The following is a 21,303-nucleotide window of genomic DNA, read 5'->3' as shown; positions in this document are numbered from 1 at the left end:
CCGCGCAGCAGCGGGCCGCTTCTGCGTCCTTCGACACGGGTCCTACGGACCCTGCTCAGGATGAGGGAGGGTGAAGAGTTTCGGCCTTCGATCCCGATCGCCCTCACAGATGCAGGTGGATCGGCCCGAGCGTGTCCATGGCCCAGCGGGCCGCGACGCCGTGGGCGGCGTAGATCTTCAGCGCGGCGTCGTCGGGCTCGCGGCCGCCGTGCCAGTCGGGGCGGTGGTGGAGCTTCAGGCGCAGGTCGCGCAGGCAGGTGATGACGAAGGGGTACACGTCCCCCACGGGGCTCACCACCGTGACGGCATCGCCCGCGCCCTTCACGGACCATTCGATCATGGATCTCGTCTCCCGGAGGCGGAGATTGTATGCGCGATCGCCGCGGCGGTCCTAGGGCGCGATCGTGTCGAGGGCATCACAAGTCGGACGAAATGCGCCACGGTCGGTCAGGCCGCGACGCCTTCGCCGAGGTAGCGGCGGCGCAGGTGCGCCCGGTAGCTGTCGATGCCGAGCGGGCGGCCCGTGGCGCCCTCCATGATCTCGTCGGTGCCGAGCGACGAGCCCTTGGCATGGACGTTGGCGCGCAGCCAGGCGAGCAGCGGCGCGAAGTCGCCCTCGGCCAGGCCGGGCCGGATCTCCGGCACGGCCGCGGTGGCGGCCTCGAACAGCTGCGCCGCCGCGATGGCGCCCAGCGTATAGGTCGGGAAGTAGCCGAAGGCGCCGCCGGGCCAGTGGATGTCCTGCAGGCAGCCGCGGGCGTCGTCGGGCACGTCGAGGCCGAGCAGCGCCTTCACCTGCGCGTCGAAGGCCCCCGGCAGGTCCGCCACCGCGAGGTCGCCGTCCACCATGGCGCGCTCCAGGTCGTAGCGGAGCAGGATGTGGGCCGGGTAGGTGCACTCGTCCGCGTCGACGCGGATGAAGCCCGGCGCCACGTGGGTGTAGATGCGGTGCAGCACCTCGGGGGTGAGCGCCGCGCCCTCGGCCCCGAAGGCGCCGGCGAGCACGGGCGCGAGGTGGCGCATGAACTCCGGCGAGCGGCAGGCCTGCATCTCCATCAGCAGGGACTGGCTCTCGTGCAGCGTCATGCCGCGCGCGTCGCCGACCGGCTGGCTCAGCCAGGCCGCGGGGCGGCCCTGCTCGTAGAGGGCGTGGCCGGTCTCGTGCAGCACGCCCATCAGCGAGCGCGTGAAGTCGCCCGCCTCGTAGCGCGTGGTGATGCGGACGTCGCCGGTGGCGCCGCCGCAGAAGGGGTGCAGGCTCGTGTCGAGCCGGCCGCGCGCGAAGTCGAAGCCCAGCGTCCGCATCAGGGCCTCGCCGACCGAGCGCTGCGCCTCGACCGGGAAGGCGCCGGCGACGGCCGGCGGCGCGCCCTCGCGGGCCTGGCGCTCGCGGGCGGCGCGGATCAGGTCCGGCAGCTCGGCCCGCAGCGCGTCGAAGACGGGATCGATGCGGGCGCGGGTGAGGCCGGGGTCGTACTGGTCGAGCAGCGCGTCGTAGGGGGCGAGGCCCAGCGCCTCGCCCTTGGCGCGGCCGACCTCGCGGGCGAGGCGCAGCACCTCCTCGAGGTGGGGCCGCAGGAGCGCGAAGTCGCTCCGCGCACGGGCCTCGCGCCACGCCATCTCGGCCACGGACGAGGCCTTCGACTCCGCCTCGACGAGGTCGCCCGGCACCGCGGAGGCGTGGGCGTGGGCGCGGCGCATCTCGCGGAGGTTCGCGGCCTGCCAGGGGTCGAGCGCGTCCTCGCCGGCGGCGAGCAGCAGGTCGGCGGTGGAGGGCGCGACCAGCAGCTCGTGGGAAAGGCCGCGCAGCGCGGCGAGCTGCTCGGCGCGGCCCTCGGCCGAGCCGGTGGGCATCAGGGTCTGGGCGTCCCAGCCGAGGATGCCGGCGGCGTCGCCGAGCGCGCGCAGGCGGGCGAAAAGGCGTTCGAGGGTGAGGTAGGGGGTCATGCGCCCGTTCGTAGGACAGGGGACGCGGCGGCCGCAACCGTCGCCAGCACGTCGACGCGCGCCGCGTCGGACAGCACGTCGGCGGCGCGAAAGCGGAGCAAGCGGACACCCTGCCCCGACAGCCAGACGTCGCGCCGCGCGTCGCGGGCAGCCCGCGATGCTTCGTCGTGGGCGGTGCCGTCGACCTCGACGGCCAGAGCGTGCTCCGGGCAGAGGAAGTCGAGGACGTAGGGGCCGAAGGGGTGCTGGCGGCAGAACGGCAGGCCGTCGAGCTGGCGCCGTCGCAGGTCTCGCCAGAGCAGGACTTCGGGGAGGGTCATCTCGCGGCGGAGGTGTCGCGCGCGGTGGACGGTGGATCGCGGCGCCCGCATGGGAGGTTGCACCCGGTCGGCCTCCTCCACCGCCCTGCGGGCGGTCCCCCCTCCTCCTTGAACGGAGGAGGATCAGGTCGAGCCAGCTTAAACGCGGATCACCGCGACTCAACGACTTTCGGTCGAGATCGAAAGCGCCGTGCGCTGATGCTCCTCCGTTCACGGAGGAGGGGGACCGTGCGAAGCACGGTGGAGGAGGCGTGGCGCCGCCCTCTCCGGACGATCAGTGAGCCGCTTCGAGCGCCGCCTTGCCGGCCTCGGTCAGCACGAGCTGGCCCTTCTGGCGCGGCACCGGGCGCTTCTCGACCAGGCCGCCGCTGATCATCGGGTCGAGCTCGGACATGTTGAAGAAGATGCCGAGCACGGGCTCCTTGGCCTCGACCCAGCGCAGGAGCTTCGTCTGGTTCGTGTCGAGTTGCATGGCGGTCTCCGCTTTGGTCTGCCGCGGAGTCTCGCCCGTCGTGGTTAACGGAGCGTAAAGTCAGATCAGGCCGTGGGCGACCGCGTAGTCCTCCGCGGCCTTGCGGGCGAGCTCCAGCGTGCGCAGCGGCGTCGCCACCGGCAGCGTGCCGACCTTGACGTCGGTGCGGACGGGCTTGCGGGTGGCGTGGAGCTCGTCGAGCGGGAAGGTGAAGCGCTGGCCGGCCTCGTTCGTGCACTCCAGCCGGTCGTCGGCGATCGCCACCACGCTGAAGTTCATCGTCCCAAGCCCCGCTGCGCCGCCCTCCCCCGTAGAGAAGCGCGGCGCGGCCGGCAAGGCATGCGTCACCCGATCGCCATGAGGCTGGCGTTGCCGCCCGCCGCCGCCGTGTTGGTCGACACCGTGCTCTCCTCCAGCAGGCGCACCGGCGGGTAGTCCTCGCGCGTCGCCGAGCCCACGGCCTCCAGCAGGAGGATGGGGCCCGGCCGCTCCGCCACGCGGCCCTGCAGGGCGAGCAGCGCCGCGGCGTCGCCCTCGAACAGGACCCCGCGCAGCCCCTCGGCGGCGGACCAGTCGTCGACCACCAGCACGCGCGCCGCCGCCTCACGCGGCATGCCGTCGAGGGCGGCCGCCGCCGCGCGCTCCACCACCGCCGTGTTGCCGGTGGCCAGGATCGCGCCGACCTGCGCGCGCAGGCCCGCGGGCCCGCTCGCCAGCGCCGCGACGCGGCCGCGCGGGCGCAGCGCGTAGGCGTTGCGCTCGCCGACCGGCCCCGCCAGCTCGGCCCCCGCGCCGAGCGGCGAGCGCGCCAGCGCGGCCCGGCAGCGCTCGGCCTCAGCGGCATGGCCGGCGGCGGCGAGCCAGTCGGCGTAGAGGCGCGCGGCGGCCGGGGGCTCGCCCCCCGTCAAGCCGTCGAGCGCGGCGGCGGGCGGCGCCTGCACGAGGCGGCCGAGGGTGAGCGGGCCGCCGGCCTTGGGGCCGGTGCCGGACAGGCCCGAGCCGCCGAAGGGCTGCACGCCCACCACCGCGCCGATCACGTTGCGGTTGACGTAGACGTTGCCGGCCTCGACGCGCCCGACCACGCGCGCCACCGTCTCGTCGATGCGGGTGTGCAGCCCGAAGGTCAGGCCGTAGCCGGTGGCGTCGATGTCGTCGACGAGGCGGTCGAGCGCGCCGCGGCGGAAGCGCAGCACGTGCAGCACGGGGCCGAACACCTCGCGCTCGACGTCGGCGACCCGCGACACCTCGACGATCGTCGGGGCCACGAAGGTGCCGTGCCGGCAGGCGTCGGGCAGCGGCAGGCTCTCGACACGGTGGCCGCGCGCCCGCATCTCGGCCAGATGGGACAGGATGCCGTCGCGCGCCTCGGCCGAGATGACGGGGCCGACGTCGACCGACAGGGCGCGGGGGTCGCCGACTTCCAGCTCGCGCAGGGCGCCGCGCAGCATGGCGAGGGTGCGGTCCGCCACGTCCTCCTGCAGGCACAGGATGCGCAGGGCCGAGCAGCGCTGGCCGGCGGAGTCGAAGGCGGAGGCGACGACGTCGGCCACCACCTGCTCGGCCAGGGCCGAGGAATCCACCACCATCGCGTTCTGCCCGCCCGTCTCGGCCACCAGCGGCACGGGGCGGCCCTCCGGGGTCAAGCGCAGGCTGAGCTGATGCTGGATCATTCGCGCGACCGCGGTGGAGCCGGTGAACATCACGCCCATGGTGCGGGCGTCGCCCACCAGGGCGGCCCCGACCTCGCCCGCGCCGGGCAGGAGTTGCAGGGCATCCTCGGGCACGCCGGCCGCGTGGAGGATCCGCACCGCCTCGGCGGCGACGAGCGGCGTCTCCTCGGCGGGCTTGGCCAGCACCGGGTTGCCGCCCGCCAGCGCCGCCGCGACCTGCCCGGTGAAGATCGCCAGCGGGAAGTTCCACGGGCTGATGCAGACCACCGGGCCGAGCGGCCGATGCTCCCCGCCGCCGAGCGTCCGCACGGCCTCGGCCGCGTAGTAGCGCAGGAAGTCGACGGCCTCGCGCACCTCCGCCACCGCGTTGGCGTAGCTCTTGCCCGCCTCGCGCACGACGAGCCCGATCAGCACCGGCATGCGGGCTTCGAGCGCGTCGGCGGCGCCGCGCAGGCACGCGGCGCGCGCCGCCGCGGGCACGAGGGCCCAGGCGGGCGCCGAGGCCGCGGCGCGGGCGAGCGCGGCCTCGACTTCGGCCGGGGTCGCGTGGCGCGCGTGGCCCACGGCGTCGCGGCGGTCGGCGGGGTTCAGCACCGGCTCGGCGCCGGCCTCGTCCGTGGTGCCGGCCGGCAGCGCGGTCCAGCGGGTCGCGGCGCTCTCCTCCAGGGCGGCGCCGAGCGCGGCGAGCGCGTCCTCGTCCGCGAGGTCGAGGCCGCGACTGTTCAGGCGTCCGGGCAGGAGGTCGCGCGGCGCGGCGATGCGGGGATGCGGCGCGCCGACGGGCGTCTCGGCGCGGACGGCCGCGACGGGATCGGCCACGAGGTCGTCGACGCTCACGCCCTCGTCGGCGATGCGGTTGACGAAGGACGAGTTGGCGCCGTTCTCCAGGAGGCGCCGCACGAGGTAGGCCAGCAGCGTCTCGTGGGTGCCGACGGGCGCGTAGATGCGGCAGGGCCGGCCGAGCTTTCCCGCCCCCACCACCTCGTCGTAGAGCGGCTCGCCCATGCCGTGCAGGCACTGGAACTCGTAGTCGCCGGGTCGGAACTCCGGGCCCGCCATGGCCAGGATCGCGCCCAGCGTCTGCGCGTTGTGGGTGGCGAACTGCGGGAACACGGCGTCGGAGGAGGCGAGCAGTTTCCTCGCGCAGGCGAGGTAGCTCACGTCCGTGTGGATCTTCCGGGTGAAGACCGGGAAGCCGGCCTGCCCGTCCACCTGGGCGCGCTTGATCTCGGAGTCCCAGTAGGCGCCCTTCACCAGCCGCACCATGATGCGGCGGCCGGCGCGGCGCGCGAGGTCCACGACGAAGTCGATCGCGGTGGGGCAGCGCTTGCCGTAGGCCTGCAGCACGAAGCCGAGGCCGTCCCAGCCCTTCAGCTCCGGATCGAGCGCCAGGGCCTCGAGCAGGTCGAGCGACAGCTCCAGCCGGTCGGATTCTTCGGCGTCGATGTTGAGCCCGATGTTGAACGAGCGGGCGAGCGCGGCCAAGCCCTTCACGCGCGGCAGCAGCTCCGCCATGGCGCGGTCGCGCTTGGCGCGGCTGTAGCGCGGATGCAGGGCCGACAGCTTGATCGAGATGCCCGGCCCCTCGATGGGTCCGCGGCCCGCCGAAGCCGCGCCGATGGCGCGGATGGCGCCCTCGTAGTCGGCGAGGTAGCGCGCGGCGTCCTCGGCCGTGGTCGCGGCCTCGCCCAGCATGTCGTAGGAATAGCGGAAGCCGCGCGCCTCCAGCGCCCGGCTGTTCGCCAGCGCCTCCGCGATGGTCTGGCCGGTGACGAACTGCTCGCCCATCATCCGCATGGCGAGGTCGGTGCCGCGGCGGATCAGCGGCTCGCCGCCCTTGGCGATGAGGCGCGTCAGCGCGCCGCCGAGGCCCGCCTCGCTGGTCGTGGCCGTGAGGCGGCCCGTGACGACGAGGCCCCAGGTGGCGGCGTTGACGAAGGGCGACGGGCTCTGCCCGAGGTGGGCGCGCCAGTCGCCGCCCGCGATCTTGTCGCGGATCAGCGCGTCGCGCGTGGCGCTGTCGGGGATGCGCAGCAGCGCTTCCGCGAGGCACATCAGCGCCACGCCCTCCTGGCTCGACAGGTCGTATTCCTGGATCAGCCCCTCGACGCCGCCGCGCTTCGCCTTGGCGCGCAGCGCGGTGACGAGGGCGCGCGCCGTCCGGGCGGCCTCGGCGGCCTGCGCGGGGGGCAGCGTCGCGCCGTCGAGCAGCGCCGCCACGCAGTCGGGCTCGGGCCGGCGCGCCGCGGCCGTGATGGCGGCGCGCAGCGGCGCCTGGGGCCGCACCGAGGGCGCGAAGGCCGCGAAGGGGGAAGCCGGGACGTGGACGGTCATCGGGAGGCTCGCGCGGGAAGCCGGGACGGGGAACGCGCGCGGGGGCCGGCTTTCCCCCGTCGATGCGTCATCGTATCACCGGCTTCGCCGCGTCTCCATCGGTCGAAAAGGCGGAATGGCGGAGCCTTCGGCGGCGAAGAGCGCGATTCAGCGGAGGATCAGCGGTGGACGGCAGCGACCTCAAGATCCTCGACATCCTGCAGGCCGACGGCCGCATCACCACGAGCGACCTCGCCGAGCGGCTCGGCCTGTCGCCCACCGCCACGGGCGAGCGGCTGCGGCGGCTGACGCGCGACGGCGTCATCACCGGCTACGGGGCGCGGCTCGACCCGAAGCTCCTGGGGCTCGGGCTGCTGGTCTTCGTGGAGGTGTCGCTCGACAAGACGACCTCGGACGCCTTCGACTCCTTCGCCCGCGCGGTGCGGCTGACGCCCGAGATCCTGGAATGCCACATGGTGGCGGGCGGCTTCGACTACCTCGTCAAGGCACGCGTGGCCGACATGGCGGCCTACCGGCGCCTGCTCGGCGACGTGCTGGTCGGCCTGCCCGGGGTCAGGGAGACGCGCACCTACGCCGTGATGGAGGAGGTGAAGCGCGACGGGCCGCTGCCGGTGCGGGGCGGGAGGGCGGGGTGAAGCCGACGGGGGCCGGACCTCGGCGTCCGGCGCGGCCCCCGACGCTGCATGCAGGCACGGCCTTTGCTGGCCTTCCTGCACGAACGCTCAGCGGGACCCGCTTCGGATGCCGTTCCACCCACCATCGATCGCGTCATCGTCGACGAGGTCGCGGGTCCCATCGGAGGAGCCACACGATGACCAGCTCTGCCCTTCCCGCCATGGCCGGCGTCAAGGCCACCAGACCCTTCTACACCTCCCTGTTCTTCCAGGTGGTGGTCGGGTTGATCCTCGGCATCATCCTGGGGATGGCCGCGCCGGACTTCGCCCAGGGTCTGAAGGTGCTGAGCGACGCCTTCCTGAAGCTCATCAGCATGATCGTGGCGCCGATCGTGTTCTGCGTCGTGGTGCACGGCATCGCCGGGACGGGCGACCTCAGGAAGGTCGGCCGGGTCGGCGTCAAGGCGCTGGTCTACTTCGAGGTGATGACGACCGTGGCATTGATCCTCGGCATCGTGCTGGCCTTCGTGGTCGGGCCGGGCCACGGCATGAACATCAACACGGCCACCCTCGATCCCAAGGCGCTGGCGACCTATCAGGACAACGCCAAGCACCTCCAGGGCTCCGGCATCGCCGCGTTCCTGCTCAACATCATCCCGACCACGTCCTTCGACGCGCTGGCGCGCAACGACGTGCTCCAGGTGCTGTTCTTCGCCATCATCTTCGGCATCTCGCTCGCCCTCGTCGGCGGGAAGCAGGGCAGGATGGTGACGGACGGCATCGACGCGCTGGCCTCCGTCCTGTTCAAGGCCATGGGGCTCATCGTGCGGGTCGCGCCGCTCGGCGTGCTCGGTGCCGTGGCCTACACGGTGGGCAAGTACGGCGTCGGCTCGCTGACGCAGCTCCTGTCGCTCGTGGCCCTCTACTACGCCGCGGTCGCGCTGTTCGTGCTGGCCATCCTCGGCGGCGTGATGCGGCTCGCGGGCGTCAACATCTTCAAGTTCCTGGCCTACCTGCGCGAGGAGCTCACCATCGTGCTCGGCACGGCCTCGTCGGACGCCGTGCTGCCCCAGATCATGCGCAAGCTGGAGTTCATGGGCGTGAAGCCGTCGGTCGTGGGCCTCGTGGTGCCGACCGGCTATTCCTTCAACCTGGACGCCTTCTCGATCTACCTGACGCTGGCCGTGGTGTTCATCGCGCAGGCCACCAACACGCCGCTGTCGGTCGGCGACCTGCTGCTCGTGCTCGGCATCTCGCTCGTCACGTCCAAGGGCGCGCACGGCATCCCGGGCTCGGCGATCGTGATCCTGGCCGCGACGCTCAACGCCGTGCCGGGCATCCCGGTCATCGGCCTCGTGCTGGTGCTGTCGGTCGACTGGTTCATCGGCATGGCGCGCGCGCTCGGCAACCTCGTCGGCAACTGCGTCGCGACCGTCGTGGTGGCGGCCTGGGAGGGGGACCTCGACCTCGCCCGCGCCACGCGCGTGCTGAACGACCCCGCCGCCGAGCCGACGGACCTCGACATCGTCAGCCAGGGCTCGGGCGTCACCCAGAGCGCCTGACCGCCCGGCGGGCTCGATCGGAGGCCCGCCTCACCGCTGGCAGTCGAAGCTGCCCTCGGCCTGCCCGCGCTTCCAATAGTTCAGGATCGGCCGGCGGCACGCGTCGAGGCCGCAGCGCTTGCGGGCGTAGGCGCGGATGCGCCGCGCCGCGCCGGCCTCGGCGCCGGCCCACAGCACGCAGTCCCCCTCGCAGGGCCAGGGCGCGCCCAGCACGGCGTCGGCGAGGTCGCCCTCGACCCAGCGCACCTCGACGCCCGGCGGCCCGGCGAGGTCCTGGCGGTCCGCCGCGTCCTCGACGGCGATGAGCGCCAGCCCGCGCGTCGCGGCGGGGAGCTGCTCCAGCGTGTAGGCGATGGCGGGCAGCGCCGTGCGGTCGCCGGCCAGCACGATCCAGTCCGGCGCCGGCGGCACCGGGATCACGCCGGGGCCCAGGATCGCGAGCGCGTCGCCGGGCCCGGCCGCCATGGCCCAGCTCGCCCCGATCCCGCGCGGCTCGTGCAGCATGATCTCGACGGCGAGCTCGCAGCTCTCGGGGTCGAAGGCGCGGACGCTGTAGGTGCGCCAGGCGAGCGAGCCGTCCGGGCGCGGGAACAGCAGCTTGAGATAGGGGCCCCAGCAGCCCCGCGGCAGCGCGAAGCCGCGCAGCGCCTCGCCGCCGAGGGTGATGCGCCGGCTGCCGGGCGTCGGCGAGGCGACCGACACCACCGTGGTGCGGAGCGCGCCCGCGGGCAGGACGGGCCCGGACGGGACGGGATCGAGCATCAACAGTCTCCGGCGGAGGAACGGCGCAGCAGCAGCGCCGCGAAGAAGGGCACGCCGACGACGGCGGCGACGAGGCCGGCCGGCACCTCGAAGGGCGCCGCCACGATGCGGCCGAGCGCGTCGGCGAGCACCATGGCGGCGGCCCCCACCAGCGCCGAGCCGAAGAGGTGGGCGCGGGCGCGGCGGCAGCCGAGCCGGGAGGCCACCTGCGGCCCGACGAGGCCGACGAAGCTCAGGGGACCGACGGTCTCGATCGCGCCCACCGTCATGGCGGCGGCGAGCAGGGCCACGAGGCCGCGCGTCAGGCCGAGGTGCAGGCCGAGCGCGCGGGCCGCGCCCGCGCCGAGCGGCAGGATGTCGAGCGCGCGGCCGAGCAGCAGCGCCGCCGGGCACAGGGCCGCGGCCAGGGCCAGCGCCGCCGCGGCGCCGCCGGGGCTCGCCCCGTAGGTCGAGCCCGACACGAAGGCGAGCAGCCGCGCCGCGCGGGCGTCGCCGAGCGCCAGCACCAGGGTCAGCAGCGATTGGAGGGCCGCGCCGAGCGACACGCCGACGAGCAGCAGCCGCCCGGGCGCGAAGCCGCCGCGGAGCGACGCCGCGCCGACGAGGAGCATCGCCAGCCCGGCGCCGCAGAGGCCGGCGGCGAAGAGCGCGGGAGCGCTCGGGGCCGCGGCGAGCAGCAGCGCCGCGGCGAGGCCCGCCGTGGCGCCGGCGCCGATGCCCAGCGTTTCCGGGCTGACCAGCGGGTTGCCGGTGAGGCGCTGGAGCAGCGCGCCGGCCGCGCCCAGCAGCGCGCCGGCGCCGAGGGCCGACAGCGTGCGCGGCGCGCGCCAGTCGAGCACGGTCGCCCAGGTCGCGCCGTTCCCCGGCACGGGCCAGCCCAGCACGGCCCAGCCGGCGCCGGTGCGGCCCACGGCCAGCGCGGCCGCGACGGCGACGGCGAGGGCGAGCGCCAGGGCGGCGAGCGGCACCGCCGCACGGCGGGCGCGGGCCGCCGCGGGGGCGGCGCCGGCCGCGCCGTCGCGGAACGGCGCGGTCTCAAGGCGCAGCGCGAGGATCAGCAGCGCCGGCGCCCCGAACAGCGCCGCCGCGGCGCCCGCCGGGAAGGGCACGGACAGGCCGTCGCCCAGGCCCCGCGCGGCGGCGTCGACCAGCACCAGGACGGCGCCGCCGAGCAGCGGCGCGTGCAGCATCTGCGCCCCGAGGCGGCGCGCCCCGGCGGCGCGGGCCAGGGCCGGCGCCAGGAGTTCCACGAAGGCGATCACGCCGACCGAGGCCGTGACGGTGGCGCCGAGCAGCGCCGCCACGGTGAGGGCCGCGGCCCGCAGCGGCAGCACGGGCACGCCGAGCGCGCGCGCCGAGCCGGCGCCCAAGGTCAGCACCGCGAGCGGCCGCGCCATCAGGCCCGCGGCGAGCGCCAGGACGAGGAGGCGCGGCAAGAGGAACAGCACCGTGGCGGGGCCGGCGCCGGCGAGCGAGCCCGCCCCCCACAGGAACACCCCGGCGGCGTCCTCGCGGTCGAGCAGCTCCAGCGCGGCGCCGAGCGCCCCGGCGAGCAGCCCGACCGCGAGCCCGGCCAGCACCACGGCGGCCGGCGAGAAGCGGTGGCGCGCCGCGACGAGCCCGACGAAGCCCATGGCGAGCAGCGCGCCGAGCGCCGCCGTGCCCTCGCGGCCGAGGCCGGGCACACCGGCGGGCAGCGCCACGGCGGCGACGGCCAGCGCGAGCTGCGCCCCGGCCGACACGCCGAGCGTGGAAGGCGCCGCCAGCGGGTTGTCGAGCACGGCCTGGCAGACCACGCCCGACAGCGCGAGCCCCGCGCCCGCCAGGAAGGCGGTGGCGACGCGCGGCAGCGCGGCGTCGCGGAACAGCAGCGCGGCGACGCCGTCCGGCCCGGGATGGAGCAGCGCCGGAAGCCACAGCGGCGGCGGCAGTTGTTGCCAGAGCATCAGCAGCGCGACGGCGAGCGCCGCGGCCAGCAGGGCGGCCGTGACGGCGCGGTAGGGAGGCCTCGCCGCTTCAGCGCGCATCGGCGCTCCTCCCGTCCCGGCTGCTCTCCCCGCGCGTCAGCGCCGCCGCGAGCAGCGCGGCGAAGCGCAGCGCCGCGGAAGCCTCGCCGAAGGGCCAGACCGCGGGCAGGCGCACGAGACGGCGCCCCGCGACGAGGCCGGCCCAGAGCGCGCCGCCCGTCAGCACGGCCTCGGCCTCGGCCGGCACGGGCTCGACCAGCACGAGCGTGGCGTCCGGCACGGCCGCCAGCGCGGCGAAATCGGCCGTCGCGGTGCCCCAGGGGCTTGTGGTGCCCGCCCAGGCCGAGGCGAGGCCGATCCGCTCCAGCGCGTCGGCGTAGAGGCTGCCCGCCCCGTAGAGGCGCAGGGTGCGGCCGTCGGCGAGGTTGAAGGGCAGCACCGGCGGCCGCGCCGCGGCCCCGAGCGCGGCGCGGGCCCGCGCGAAGCCGGCGTCGACGCCGCCGACGACGGCATCCGCCTCGGCATCCAGCCCGAAGCGCCGGCCGAGCGCGCGCAGCGCGTCCTCGGCGGCCGCGAGCGGGCGACGGCCGTCGCCGTAGATGTCGATCGACAGGGTCGGCGCGATCCGCTCCAGCCGGGCCCGCAGGGCGTCGTGGAAGCCGTTGACGAGGATCAGGTCGGGCGCGAGCTGCGCCAGCCCCTCGAGGCTCGGCGCTTCCCGCACGCCGAGCTCGACGGTGCCCGCCGGCAGCGCGGGCTCCACCACCCAGCGCCCATAGGCCCGCGTTTCCGCGACGCCGGCGGGGACGAGCCCGAGCGACAGGCAGGCCGAGGCCAGCGTCCAGTCGAGCGAAGCGACGCGCGGCGCGGGCGGCGCGGCGGCGGCGGCCCACGCAGGGCCGGCCAGCACGGCGGCCAGCGACAGCAGCGCGCCGCGGCGCGTCAGCTCCGCTCCCCTCACGCCGGCACCGCCACGGGCGCGGCCGCGCCGTCGCGCCGGAGCACCGCCATGGGCAGGCCGTAGATGCGTTCGAGCACGGCGGGCGTGACGACGGCGGCCGGCGGACCGTCGGCCAGCACGCGCCCGCGCTTCAGCGCCACGAGCCGGTCGCAGAAGCGCGCCGCCATGTTGATGTCGTGCAGCACCACGACGACCGCCGCGCCGTCGCGGTGGGCGAGGCGCCGCAGCACCGCCATCACCTCGACCGTGTGGGCCGGGTCGAGCGCCGCGGTGGGCTCGTCGAGCAGCAGGCTGCGCGCGCCCTGAGCGATCAGCATGGCGATCCAGGCGCGCTGGCGCTCGCCGCCCGACAGCGCGTCTGCCATGCGGTCCGCGTCGCCGCCGAGGCCCGCCGCCTCCAGCGCCGCCGCCACCGCGGCGCGGTCCGCCCCCGTGGCGCGGCCGAGGGCGCCGTGCCAGGGGTAGCGCCCCTGCTCGACGAGCTCGCGCACCGTCAGCCCCGTGCCGGCGGGCAGCGCCTGCGGCAGGTAGGCGACGCGCCGGGCGAAGGCGCGGGGCGCGAGCCGCCCCAGCGCCTCGCCGCCGAGCGCCACGCCGCCGCCCGTCGGCGCGATCTGGCGCGCGAGGAGCTTCAACAGGGTCGACTTGCCCGAACCGTTGTGGCCGATGATCCCGTGCACGGCGCCGGGCGCGAAGCCGAGCGTCACCGGCCCGAGCAGGCGGCGGCCGCCCGCCTCGACCGCGACGTCGGTCACCGCCAGCGTCGCGGAGTCGGCGGTCGGGACGGGGGTGGTCGGCAACAGCGGGGCCTCGCGGGACAGAGAAGATCGGCGGACTGTCTATGTCATCTCCGCGGAGGATGGCACCTCGCACGCAGCGCGGCAGATCAGATCAGAGCCGTTCAAATCTCGACACGAGAATTGGAATGGTTCGAAACCGGCGATGCTTGCGGCGATCTTGGGCGTCGTCTTCGCCGCGCCGCCATCCCGCGGCCGCGCGGGCTTGGCGCTGGAGGCTCACCGCGGCGGATCGGAGCCCAATGCTACGGAGCGCGCCTTGACGAATGTGGGACCGCGCGGCGGGCGTCCCCTCCTCCCCGCGCGGGGACGGGCGGGGCCGCCGCGTGCAGGGCTTGACGCGGAGCCCCCCGAAAGCAACCCTCGATCGTCACCGCCGCGGGGGCGCCGCATGTTGTCGCGATACACCGAGGGATGGACGGCGAGGGGCCTGGGCGTGGCGCTGGCGGTGGGCCTCGGCGTGGTCGGGCTCGTCGCCGTGGCGGCCTGGATCGGCGCCGCGCCGCCGCACAGCGTCGTCAGCCCGCCGTCGGACCTCATGGAGCAGGCGCTCGACAACCACATCGGCGCGTCCATGCGGGACTTCCAGGTCTGGAACCGGATCAACATCGCGGTGCAGAGCGCCACCATCCTGCTCGGCCTCGCCGCGACGCTGCTGACCGCCTCGACCACGGCCGACAACACGCAGCGCCTGAAGACGCCCACCGTGACCGTGACCGCGCTGACGGCGGCGCTGGTGGGCGTGCAGTCGACCTTCCACCTGCGCGAGAATATCCACACCGACGTGGCCGCCTTCACGAAGCTCGTCGCCCTGGAATCCAACTACATCTTCCAGCGCGACCGCCTGCCCGGCGAGGGCCCCGAACGGGCGGCGCTGCGGCGCAACACCGTGCGGCGGCTGACCCAGATCAGCGTCGAGCGCATGACGGCCCTCGCTAACATCGGGGGGGCCGGCCCGGAGCCGGCGCAGGGGGACGCGAAGGGCGACGGGGCGGAGTGAGGGGGCGACGACGCGCGAGGAGTCTTCGGGCCCGCACGCGCCGTCATCGCGAGCGCAGCGACGCGATGACGGGAGAGAGAGCGGAAGTCGCACGCGCGACGAAGGCGGCCAGCCTGACGCGGTCGATCGAGCGGCTTCGGACTTCTGCCGCTCGGTCCGAGGGCGGATCGGGAGGCCGAGGCGCCGAAATTGTGCCAGAAGGGCCTCGGCGCCACGGCGGGCGTCCACCTGCGTGTTCGCGATCGCGCAGGGGCTTTTGACGTCGGGAGATGTCACACCGTGCTCGCCGGACGACAGGATGCGGTGCTTGAAACGCGGCGCGTCGGACATAGCCTCGGCCCCCTGCTTCAATCGAGCAATACAGGGGCTGAACGGTCAGCCGTCATCCGGTTCGGCCTCGCCGCAGTTCCGAGGTCTGCGCTACCGTCCTATATCCGCGCGCATTCAGCGTCGAACCAAGCGTGGAATACGCGCAACCGCTCGGCGCAGTCGGGCGCCGCTCTGCGGCTCGCGATGGCATCGATCTCCTCGGTAAAGCGCCGCGCGATTTCGGCTTTCGCAGCATTAGCAACCATCATCAATCGATCCTTTGTTCTGTGTCGTCACAACAGTTTGAGCGCCGTCTCGAAAGATTTCAAACTAAATGCTGATGCCATTTTCGGCAGCGATATGCTATAATCACCCGCATTACGCTCATTGATGTGAATGTGCCAGTAATACGAGTTCCCTTCTCGAATGGTTATATTAAGTCCTGGGAGCAGTGTCTGCATGACCGTACGTGGTATGACAAACGCTTTTGGCAGATCCGCGCACCCAAGGACGAAGACGGAATTTAGATCATCTTTGAGAAAATCATCCCATTGCGGGTGATATGCGTACCAGTATGGTGGAGCACCGCGACGTTCATATCGCTTCGAAATAGCACAAATCATGCGTCTTGTATGATCCGCGCTCCAATACATCGCCCGACTTCTCTTGATCAATGAAGTTCCAAATTTCCCCGACACAGTGAGCGCAATTCGTTCGCGACAAAGCTGGAGTTTGTCCACATCTCTTCGGTCGCCGCTGGTCTGTAATTCCAAGCTAGGCTCATCACGCTCCATCTGCGGCGGATCAGCACCACCCTCGGAGTCCGTTGCCGCGGTGAACACGATTTCAATAAGCTTATCGAGCTTCGTGTATTCCATGGGCGCCAGAATGCTTCTAATCTTGCGACTGGTCTCTGACGCTTCTGTATTTTCCTTCAGTTTCACTAGAGCTGTTGCCGCTCAGGTTGGGTCATAGGCATCGTAGCCTGCTGCAGCGAGATAGTTTCGGCACTCATCGGGTCTGAAGCGCGTGAAGGCGTCGCGGATGGCAGCCCACAGGTCGGGGACAGTGCGGGCCGCCGCGGTGCGCAGCAGGGCCTTCAGCTTTGCGAAGGCTTGCTCGATCGGGTTGAAGTCCGGGCTGTAGGCCGGAAGGTAGAGCAGCTTCGCCCCCGCCGCTTTGATGGCCTGCCGGACGCCGGTCACCTTGTGGGCCGCGAGGTTGTCCATGACGACCGTGTCACCTGGTTTGAGCGCGGGCACGAGCGTGCCGGTGACGTAGCATAGGAACCGCGTCCCGTTTGTGGCCCCGTCCATGAGGTCGATCGCGAAGGACCGCTCGCCCGCAGGGCGGCCGTGACGGTGGTGGTCTTGTAGTGGCCGTGGGGCACCGCGATGCGGCAGCGCTCGCCCCGCGGAGCCCGCCCGTAACGCCGCTCCATGTTGGTGGCGGTGGCGGTCTCGTCCAGGAACACGACGCGATCAGGGTCGATGTCGAGTTGCCCCTCGAACCGGGCCTCGCGTGCCTCCATCACGTCGGGCCTGTCCTGTTCGGCGGCGTGCAGATCCCCTTTTTACGGGTGATGCCGTGACGCCGGAAGAAGCGGGACAGCCCGCTCAGGCTTGCCGTGGCGCCGCTTTCCCCCAGCACGTCCCTCACCTCGCGCAGATAGATCTGCGGGCGCGCCTCGTAGGCCTTCAGGATGGCGGCCGAATGGGCCTCAGTTCGGTGGGAGTGCCGGTCCCCACCCATCGGCTTGGCCGCGATCTCGCCCTCGGCCCGGAAGCGTGCGCGCCACCGGATGGCCGTCGCCACCCCGACGCTGAAGCGCTCCGCCGCCTCGCGGCAGGACGCGCCCTCCTCGATGGCGGCAATCACCCGCTCGCGCAGGTCCAGCGACAAAGCTCGGGGCATCGGTCTTCTCCGTGATCCGGCCACCACCGAATCACAGCACCGCCCCCTGCGCTACCTCGCCCGAGCCAACCTGAGCGGCAGCAGCTCTAAAGCGACTAGGCGGTGTGGACGAATTTGACCAAGCACAGTCCTGCGGCGAAAGCGACGATGGATCGGAAGTTTCTTGCGGTCTTCTCGCATCGGAGGGCGACGCGCTTGAAGCGCTTCAGCCGACCGATGCCCTGCTCGATGCGGGCCCGGGCCTTGTAAAGGGTGCGAGCGAAGAAGGCCGGCTTGTTCTTCTCGTTCGCTTTGTGGGGGATCACAGGGGCGATACCGCGCGTCCTCGCGGCGTCTCGGTTGGCTTTGCTGGCATAGCCCTTGTCGCAGATCACGGCACGGGGCTGAAGATCGGGGCCGATGTCGAGCAGGGTTTCGAAGTGTCGCCCGTCGGAAGCTTCACCGCCGGTCAGATCAAAGGCGATGATGTCGCCGGAAGCGTCGGACTTGGCATGGATCTTCGTGGTGAAGCCGCCGCGAGAGCGACCGAGGGCTTGTCCGTGCTGCCCCCTTTTGCGCCGGCTGCCGACACATGGGCGCGCACGATAGTCGAGTCGAACATCTGAACGAGATGAGCGGTGTCGCTCATCGACGCGAGCGTGTCGAAGAAGGCTTCGAACACGCCGGCCTGGCTTAACCGATCAAACCGCTTCCACACGCTGTTCCACAAACCGAAGCGCTCGGGCAAAGCGCGCCAGCGAACATTTTCGACGCTGAAAAAATGAAGCGCTTCAAGAAAAAGCCGATCATCTGTTGCCTTCCGTCCCCGCCGGGGAAGGCAGGCGCGGAACACCGCGAGTGTATGCGTCCAGTCTTGCTCCGTCATTCGCGTCGACATCGATCTCACCCCCCGAATGCCTCGGGGCATGAGAATCAGACCTGAGCCAGCAAGGGAATCCCCAAAAGCGTTGCTGCTCTAAATTCGTCCACACGGCCTAGCGACTCCACGCTGATGAGGCGAATATCCCAAGCATGCCTTGACCCGCGAATCTGCGCCTCTAACTCGCCTGTATCTTGTCGACCGACGACGATCAAAACCGAAGAGGTCGAAACAATCGACCTTTCCGCTATCAGCTTTTCACGGTAGGCGATCAGTGTATCAAGCAATATACGATAACTATCTGTGGTCTTTACCTCTGCAATAATGGTATGATCTTCTGGGGACATCCAGAGTCCGTCATAGCCGATCGCATTGCTGGTTCCTTGATAGCGCCCGTTTTTGACACCATACTCAAGCCTCCGGCCAAGCTCATTGACCAAATCCTGGAGCACCATTCCGCTTCGGGTAAATGCAATGCCGAGACAATGAGCGACATATTGCTCGATCTTGTTTGTTGAAATCTGTGATAGGTATTCTCTTAATTCTTTCGAACATATAGATTGATCGCGCAGAATGCCATCGCCTGCTGTTGCGACCACCTGCTCGATACTGAACTGATCGACAGCTTCCTGGTTCGTCGCCCAGAGAGCGAGTAGGGGCATGGACGTTCGATCCCGATAGAATTCACCGAACAACATGCCATTGTTTTTCAGCTCCGTGCAAAGAAATCCGAAACACCGCCCGCCTTGACACCCCCTCCCCTCCTCCCCCACCACCCTCGCCGACCCCGCCACCCCCGTCCCGAGGGCTCATGATGACGCGCACCCCCCCGGCCCGCCGGCCGGCCAACCCCTGCTTCTCCTCCGGCCCCTGCGCCAAGCGCCCCGGCTGGTCGCTCGAAGCGCTGGAGGGCGCGGCGCTCGGCCGCTCGCACCGCGCGCCGGTCGGCCGGGACAAGCTGCAGGCCGCCATCACCCTCACCCGCGAAGTGCTGGAGGTGCCGGCCGACTACCGGATCGGCATCGTGCCGGCCTCTGACACCGGCGCGGTCGAGATGGCGATGTGGAGCCTGCTCGGGGCGCGGCCCGTCGACCTGCTGGCCTGGGAGTCCTTCGGCGAGTCCTGGGTGACGGACGCCGTGAAGCAGCTCCGCCTGCCGGACGCCCGCGTGCTGAAGGCGCCCTACGGCCAGGTCGTCGACTTCGCCGAGGTCGATTTCGACCACGACGTGGTTTTCACGTGGAACGGCACCACCTCGGGCTGCCGCGTGCCGGCCGGCGCCGCGATCCCGGCGGACCGCGCGGGCCTGACGATCTGCGACGCCACCTCGGCGGCCTTCGCGCAGCGCCTGCCGTGGGACAGGTTGGACGTCGTCACCTTCTCCTGGCAGAAGGCGATGGGCGGCGAGGCGGCGCACGGCATGCTGGTGCTGTCCCCCCGCGCCGTCGAGCGGCTGCTGAGCTTCGAGCCGCCGCGGCCGCTCCCCAAAATCTTCCGCATGGTGTCGGGCGGCAAGCTGATCGAGGGGATCTTCAAGGGCGACACGATCAACACGCCCTCCATGCTGTGCGTGGAGGATTACCTCGACGCGCTGGAGTGGGGCCGCTCGGTCGGCGGGCTCGACGGGCTGGTGGCCCGCGCGGACCGCAACGCGGCGGCGCTCGACGCCTGGGTGCGGCGCACCCCCTGGATCGCCAACCTCGCGCAGGACCCCGCGATCCAGTCCAACACCTCGGTCTGCCTGCGCGTGGTCGACCCCGCCGTCACGGCCCGGCCCGAGGCCGAGCAGGCGGCGTTCGCGAAGAAGCTGTCGGCGCTGCTGGAGCGCGAGGGCGTGGCCTACGACATCGCCTCCTACCGCGACGCCCCCGCGGGCCTGCGCGTGTGGTGCGGCGCCACCGTCGAGACGGCCGACGTCGAAGCGCTGACGGGCTGGCTCGACTGGGCCTACGGGGTGGCGAAGGACGAGCTGGAGGAGTGAGCGAGTGCCCTTCTCCCCTCGCGGGAGAAGGTGTCAGGCGGAGCCTGACGGATGAGGGGGCCTGGCGCTGCCCTCCCAGACCTGTCATCCCGGCCTTGAGCCGGGATCCGACCGAACGGCTGGGTTCCACCGGCCGAAGGGGCACCCCGCCGCACCGCTGGATCCCGGCTCAAGGCCGGGATGACAGCGGAGAGCACCGCGCCCCGACCCCTCATCCGACCCGACGTCGTCGGGTCACCTTCTCCCCGGAGGGGGGAAGGGCGCGGCCGTCGCCGATGCGCTATAGAAGCGCGACCGCACCCGCCGAGACCCCGCGCCATGACCGCCATCGCCGCCGACGTCCGCCGCATCCTCGCCGACCTCGGCGTCGCGGAGGAGCGCTTCATCGGCGGCACGCTCACCGCGCGCTCGCCCATCACCGGCGAGAGCATCGGCGCCGCGGCCGAGACGCCCGCCGCGGCCGTGCCCGAGGCCGTCGCCCGCGCCCACGCGGCCTTCCTGCGCTGGCGCCTCGTGCCGGCGCCGCGGCGGGGCGAGCTGGTGCGCCTGCTCGGGGAGGAGCTGCGCGCCGCCAAGGCGGCGCTCGGCCGCCTCGTCACGCTAGAGGTCGGCAAGGTCGCGTCGGAGGGCCTCGGCGAGGTCCAGGAGATGATCGACATCTGCGACTTCGCCACCGGCCTGTCGCGGCAGATCGGCGGCCTCGTGCTGCCCTCCGAGCGGCCCGACCATCGCCTGGCCGAGCAGTGGCACCCGGCCGGCGTGGTGGGCATCATCTCGGCCTTCAACTTCCCCGTCGCGGTCTGGTCCTGGAACGCCGCGCTGGCGCTGGTCTGCGGCGACGCCATCGTGTGGAAGCCCTCCGAGAAGGCGCCGCTGACCGCGCTGGCGGTCGACGCGCTGTTCCGGCGCGCGGCCGCGCGCTTCGGCGCCGAGGCGCCGGAGGGCCTCGCGACGCTGCTGATCGGCGGGCGCGACGTCGGCGAGGCGCTGGTCGACGATCCCCGCGTGCCGGTGGTCTCCGCCACGGGCTCGACCCGCATGGGCCGCGCGGTCGGCGAGCGTCTGGCGCGGCGCTTCGGAAGATCCATCCTGGAGCTCGGCGGCAACAACGCCTCGATCGTCACGCCCTCGGCCGACCTCGACCTCACGCTGCGCGCCGTGGCCTTCGCGGCCATGGGCACGGCCGGCCAGCGCTGCACCACGCTGCGCCGCCTCATCGTGCACGAGGACGTCTACGACGCGCTCGTGCCGCGGCTGGCCGGCGTGTGCCGCACCATCGCGGTCGGCAGCCCCGTGGAGGGCGACGCGCTGGTGGGCCCGCTGATCGACGGCGACGCTTTCCTCGCCATGGAGGCGGCGCTGGAGGCGGCGCGGGCCGCCGGCGGCACCGTGCACGGCGGCGGGCGCGTGGACGTGAACGGCGAGGGCTCGTTCTACGCCCGCCCCGCGCTGGTCGAGATGCCGGGGCAGCACGGCCCCGTGGTCGAGGAAACCTTCGCGCCGATCCTCTACGCGATGAAGTATCGCGACCTCGACGAGGCCATCGCGCTCCAGAACGGGGTCCCGCAGGGCCTGTCCTCCTCGATCTTCGGCAACGACCTGCGCGAGGTCGAGCGGTACCTGTCGGCGCAGGGCTCGGACTGCGGCATCGCCAACGTCAACATGGGGCCCTCGGGCGCCGAGATCGGCGGGGCCTTCGGGGGCGAGAAGGAGACCGGCGGCGGGCGCGAATCCGGCTCCGACGCCTGGAAGGGCTACATGCGCCGCCAGACCAACGCCGTGAACTACGGCCGCGCCCTGCCGCTGGCCCAGGGCGTGCGGTTCGAGGTGTGAG

At 72.5% G+C, this 21,303-nt stretch carries 18 protein-coding genes and 2 pseudogenes; 5 read left to right on the top strand and 15 right to left on the bottom strand.

All coding sequences use genetic code 11. The annotated features are described in order from the left end of the window. Positions 1–103: 103 nt before the first annotated feature. From L7N97_RS12425 to putA, 6 genes are all read right to left on the bottom strand, one after another. The gene (locus L7N97_RS12425; RefSeq protein WP_237478577.1) at positions 104–340 is read right to left on the bottom strand and encodes a hypothetical protein; all 237 of its coding nucleotides are present in this window, start codon (positions 338–340) and stop codon (positions 104–106) included. A gap of 107 nt (positions 341–447) precedes the next feature. Then, the gene (locus tag L7N97_RS12420; RefSeq protein ID WP_237478576.1) at positions 448–1,947 is read right to left on the bottom strand and encodes a carboxypeptidase M32; all 1,500 of its coding nucleotides are present in this window, start codon (positions 1,945–1,947) and stop codon (positions 448–450) included. After that, positions 1,944–2,318, bottom strand: a complete 375-nt coding sequence (locus L7N97_RS12415) for an endonuclease domain-containing protein (protein WP_255721652.1) — start codon at positions 2,316–2,318, stop codon at positions 1,944–1,946. The genes L7N97_RS12420 and L7N97_RS12415 overlap by 4 nt, the downstream gene beginning before the upstream one ends. A gap of 223 nt (positions 2,319–2,541) precedes the next feature. Beyond that, positions 2,542–2,739: a hypothetical protein gene (locus L7N97_RS12410; protein WP_237478574.1), complete on the bottom strand. Its 198-nt coding sequence runs from the start codon at positions 2,737–2,739 to the stop codon at positions 2,542–2,544. A gap of 60 nt (positions 2,740–2,799) precedes the next feature. Further along, the gene (locus L7N97_RS12405) at positions 2,800–3,018 is read right to left on the bottom strand and encodes a hypothetical protein (protein WP_237478573.1); all 219 of its coding nucleotides are present in this window, start codon (positions 3,016–3,018) and stop codon (positions 2,800–2,802) included. A 65-nt stretch (positions 3,019–3,083) separates the two neighbouring features. Further along, positions 3,084–6,743 (bottom strand): trifunctional transcriptional regulator/proline dehydrogenase/L-glutamate gamma-semialdehyde dehydrogenase, encoded by a 3,660-nt coding sequence (putA, locus tag L7N97_RS12400; RefSeq protein ID WP_237478572.1) that lies wholly within the window; start codon positions 6,741–6,743, stop codon positions 3,084–3,086. A 164-nt stretch (positions 6,744–6,907) separates the two neighbouring features. Here putA and L7N97_RS12395 point away from each other — a divergent pair, with 164 nt between their 5' ends. Further along, positions 6,908–7,378 (top strand): Lrp/AsnC ligand binding domain-containing protein, encoded by a 471-nt coding sequence (locus tag L7N97_RS12395; RefSeq protein ID WP_237478571.1) that lies wholly within the window; start codon positions 6,908–6,910, stop codon positions 7,376–7,378. A 176-nt stretch (positions 7,379–7,554) separates the two neighbouring features. Beyond that, on the top strand, positions 7,555–8,919 hold the full coding sequence (locus L7N97_RS12390) for a dicarboxylate/amino acid:cation symporter (protein WP_237478570.1): 1,365 nt from the start codon (positions 7,555–7,557) through the stop codon (positions 8,917–8,919). A gap of 30 nt (positions 8,920–8,949) precedes the next feature. On the opposite strand, the gene L7N97_RS12385 is transcribed toward L7N97_RS12390, so the two are convergent. Genes L7N97_RS12385 through L7N97_RS12370 form a run of 4 tightly spaced genes read right to left on the bottom strand, consistent with a single transcriptional unit; the run spans position 8,950 to position 13,409 of the window. After that, positions 8,950–9,681 (bottom strand): siderophore-interacting protein, encoded by a 732-nt coding sequence (locus tag L7N97_RS12385; RefSeq protein ID WP_237478569.1) that lies wholly within the window; start codon positions 9,679–9,681, stop codon positions 8,950–8,952. Continuing rightward, positions 9,681–11,708 (bottom strand): iron chelate uptake ABC transporter family permease subunit, encoded by a 2,028-nt coding sequence (locus L7N97_RS12380; protein ID WP_237478568.1) that lies wholly within the window; start codon positions 11,706–11,708, stop codon positions 9,681–9,683. The genes L7N97_RS12385 and L7N97_RS12380 overlap by 1 nt, the downstream gene beginning before the upstream one ends. After that, positions 11,698–12,609: an ABC transporter substrate-binding protein gene (locus tag L7N97_RS12375; RefSeq protein WP_237478567.1), complete on the bottom strand. Its 912-nt coding sequence runs from the start codon at positions 12,607–12,609 to the stop codon at positions 11,698–11,700. Before L7N97_RS12375 ends, L7N97_RS12380 begins: the two co-directional genes overlap by 11 nt. Continuing rightward, positions 12,606–13,409 (bottom strand): ABC transporter ATP-binding protein, encoded by an 804-nt coding sequence (locus L7N97_RS12370; protein ID WP_237478566.1) that lies wholly within the window; start codon positions 13,407–13,409, stop codon positions 12,606–12,608. Before L7N97_RS12370 ends, L7N97_RS12375 begins: the two co-directional genes overlap by 4 nt. A 388-nt stretch (positions 13,410–13,797) precedes the next feature. Here L7N97_RS12370 and L7N97_RS12365 point away from each other — a divergent pair, with 388 nt between their 5' ends. Beyond that, positions 13,798–14,406, top strand: a complete 609-nt coding sequence (locus tag L7N97_RS12365) for a hypothetical protein (protein WP_237478565.1) — start codon at positions 13,798–13,800, stop codon at positions 14,404–14,406. 602 nt (positions 14,407–15,008) lie between these two features. On the opposite strand, the gene L7N97_RS12360 is transcribed toward L7N97_RS12365, so the two are convergent. From L7N97_RS12360 to L7N97_RS12340, 5 genes and pseudogenes are all read right to left on the bottom strand, one after another. After that, entirely contained in the window at positions 15,009–15,593 is a 585-nt protein-coding gene (locus L7N97_RS12360) for a hypothetical protein (RefSeq protein ID WP_237478564.1), read from the bottom strand. 81 nt (positions 15,594–15,674) lie between these two features. Next, positions 15,675–16,629 (bottom strand): annotated as a pseudogene (locus tag L7N97_RS12355) (IS630 family transposase). Between the two features lie 95 nt (positions 16,630–16,724). Continuing rightward, positions 16,725–17,162: pseudogene (locus L7N97_RS30545) on the bottom strand (IS5 family transposase); the annotation flags it as partial. Beyond that, a complete protein-coding gene (locus tag L7N97_RS30540; protein ID WP_237479109.1) occupies positions 17,078–17,494 on the bottom strand; it encodes a transposase in 417 nt (138 codons plus the stop codon). The pseudogene L7N97_RS30545 and the gene L7N97_RS30540, both read right to left, overlap by 85 nt. Positions 17,495–17,541: 47 nt before the next feature. Then, on the bottom strand, positions 17,542–18,150 hold the full coding sequence (locus L7N97_RS12340; RefSeq protein WP_237478563.1) for a hypothetical protein: 609 nt from the start codon (positions 18,148–18,150) through the stop codon (positions 17,542–17,544). A gap of 149 nt (positions 18,151–18,299) precedes the next feature. On the opposite strand from L7N97_RS12340, the gene L7N97_RS12335 reads away from it, so the two are divergent. Both L7N97_RS12335 and amaB read left to right on the top strand, forming a co-directional pair. Continuing rightward, positions 18,300–19,469, top strand: a complete 1,170-nt coding sequence (locus tag L7N97_RS12335; RefSeq protein ID WP_237478562.1) for a phosphoserine transaminase — start codon at positions 18,300–18,302, stop codon at positions 19,467–19,469. A gap of 318 nt (positions 19,470–19,787) precedes the next feature. Continuing rightward, positions 19,788–21,302: an L-piperidine-6-carboxylate dehydrogenase gene (amaB, locus tag L7N97_RS12330; protein ID WP_237478561.1), complete on the top strand. Its 1,515-nt coding sequence runs from the start codon at positions 19,788–19,790 to the stop codon at positions 21,300–21,302. Position 21,303: the final 1 nt, after the last annotated feature.

The organism is Lichenibacterium dinghuense (assembly GCF_021730615.1).
GTDB lineage: Bacteria > Pseudomonadota > Alphaproteobacteria > Rhizobiales > Beijerinckiaceae > Lichenihabitans > Lichenihabitans dinghuensis.
This window is presented reverse-complemented; position numbering and strand designations above follow the sequence as displayed.

Coding starts and splice junctions, on each gene's coding strand:
- L7N97_RS12425 (WP_237478577.1), bottom strand. CDS start 340: ATGATCGAATGGTCCGTGAAGGGCGCGGGCGATGCCGTCACGGTGGTG.
- L7N97_RS30540 (WP_237479109.1), bottom strand. CDS start 17,494: ATGACGGAGCAAGACTGGACGCATACACTCGCGGTGTTCCGCGCCTGC.
- L7N97_RS12390 (WP_237478570.1), top strand. CDS start 7,555: ATGACCAGCTCTGCCCTTCCCGCCATGGCCGGCGTCAAGGCCACCAGA.
- L7N97_RS12380 (WP_237478568.1), bottom strand. CDS start 11,708: ATGCGCGCTGAAGCGGCGAGGCCTCCCTACCGCGCCGTCACGGCCGCC.
- L7N97_RS12360 (WP_237478564.1), bottom strand. CDS start 15,593: ATGGAATACACGAAGCTCGATAAGCTTATTGAAATCGTGTTCACCGCG.
- L7N97_RS12385 (WP_237478569.1), bottom strand. CDS start 9,681: ATGCTCGATCCCGTCCCGTCCGGGCCCGTCCTGCCCGCGGGCGCGCTC.
- amaB (WP_237478561.1), top strand. CDS start 19,788: ATGACCGCCATCGCCGCCGACGTCCGCCGCATCCTCGCCGACCTCGGC.
- L7N97_RS12420 (WP_237478576.1), bottom strand. CDS start 1,947: ATGACCCCCTACCTCACCCTCGAACGCCTTTTCGCCCGCCTGCGCGCG.
- putA (WP_237478572.1), bottom strand. CDS start 6,743: ATGACCGTCCACGTCCCGGCTTCCCCCTTCGCGGCCTTCGCGCCCTCG.
- L7N97_RS12335 (WP_237478562.1), top strand. CDS start 18,300: ATGATGACGCGCACCCCCCCGGCCCGCCGGCCGGCCAACCCCTGCTTC.
- L7N97_RS12340 (WP_237478563.1), bottom strand. CDS start 18,150: ATGCCCCTACTCGCTCTCTGGGCGACGAACCAGGAAGCTGTCGATCAG.
- L7N97_RS12415 (WP_255721652.1), bottom strand. CDS start 2,318: ATGCGGGCGCCGCGATCCACCGTCCACCGCGCGCGACACCTCCGCCGC.
- L7N97_RS12365 (WP_237478565.1), top strand. CDS start 13,798: ATGTTGTCGCGATACACCGAGGGATGGACGGCGAGGGGCCTGGGCGTG.
- L7N97_RS12405 (WP_237478573.1), bottom strand. CDS start 3,018: ATGAACTTCAGCGTGGTGGCGATCGCCGACGACCGGCTGGAGTGCACG.
- L7N97_RS12410 (WP_237478574.1), bottom strand. CDS start 2,739: ATGCAACTCGACACGAACCAGACGAAGCTCCTGCGCTGGGTCGAGGCC.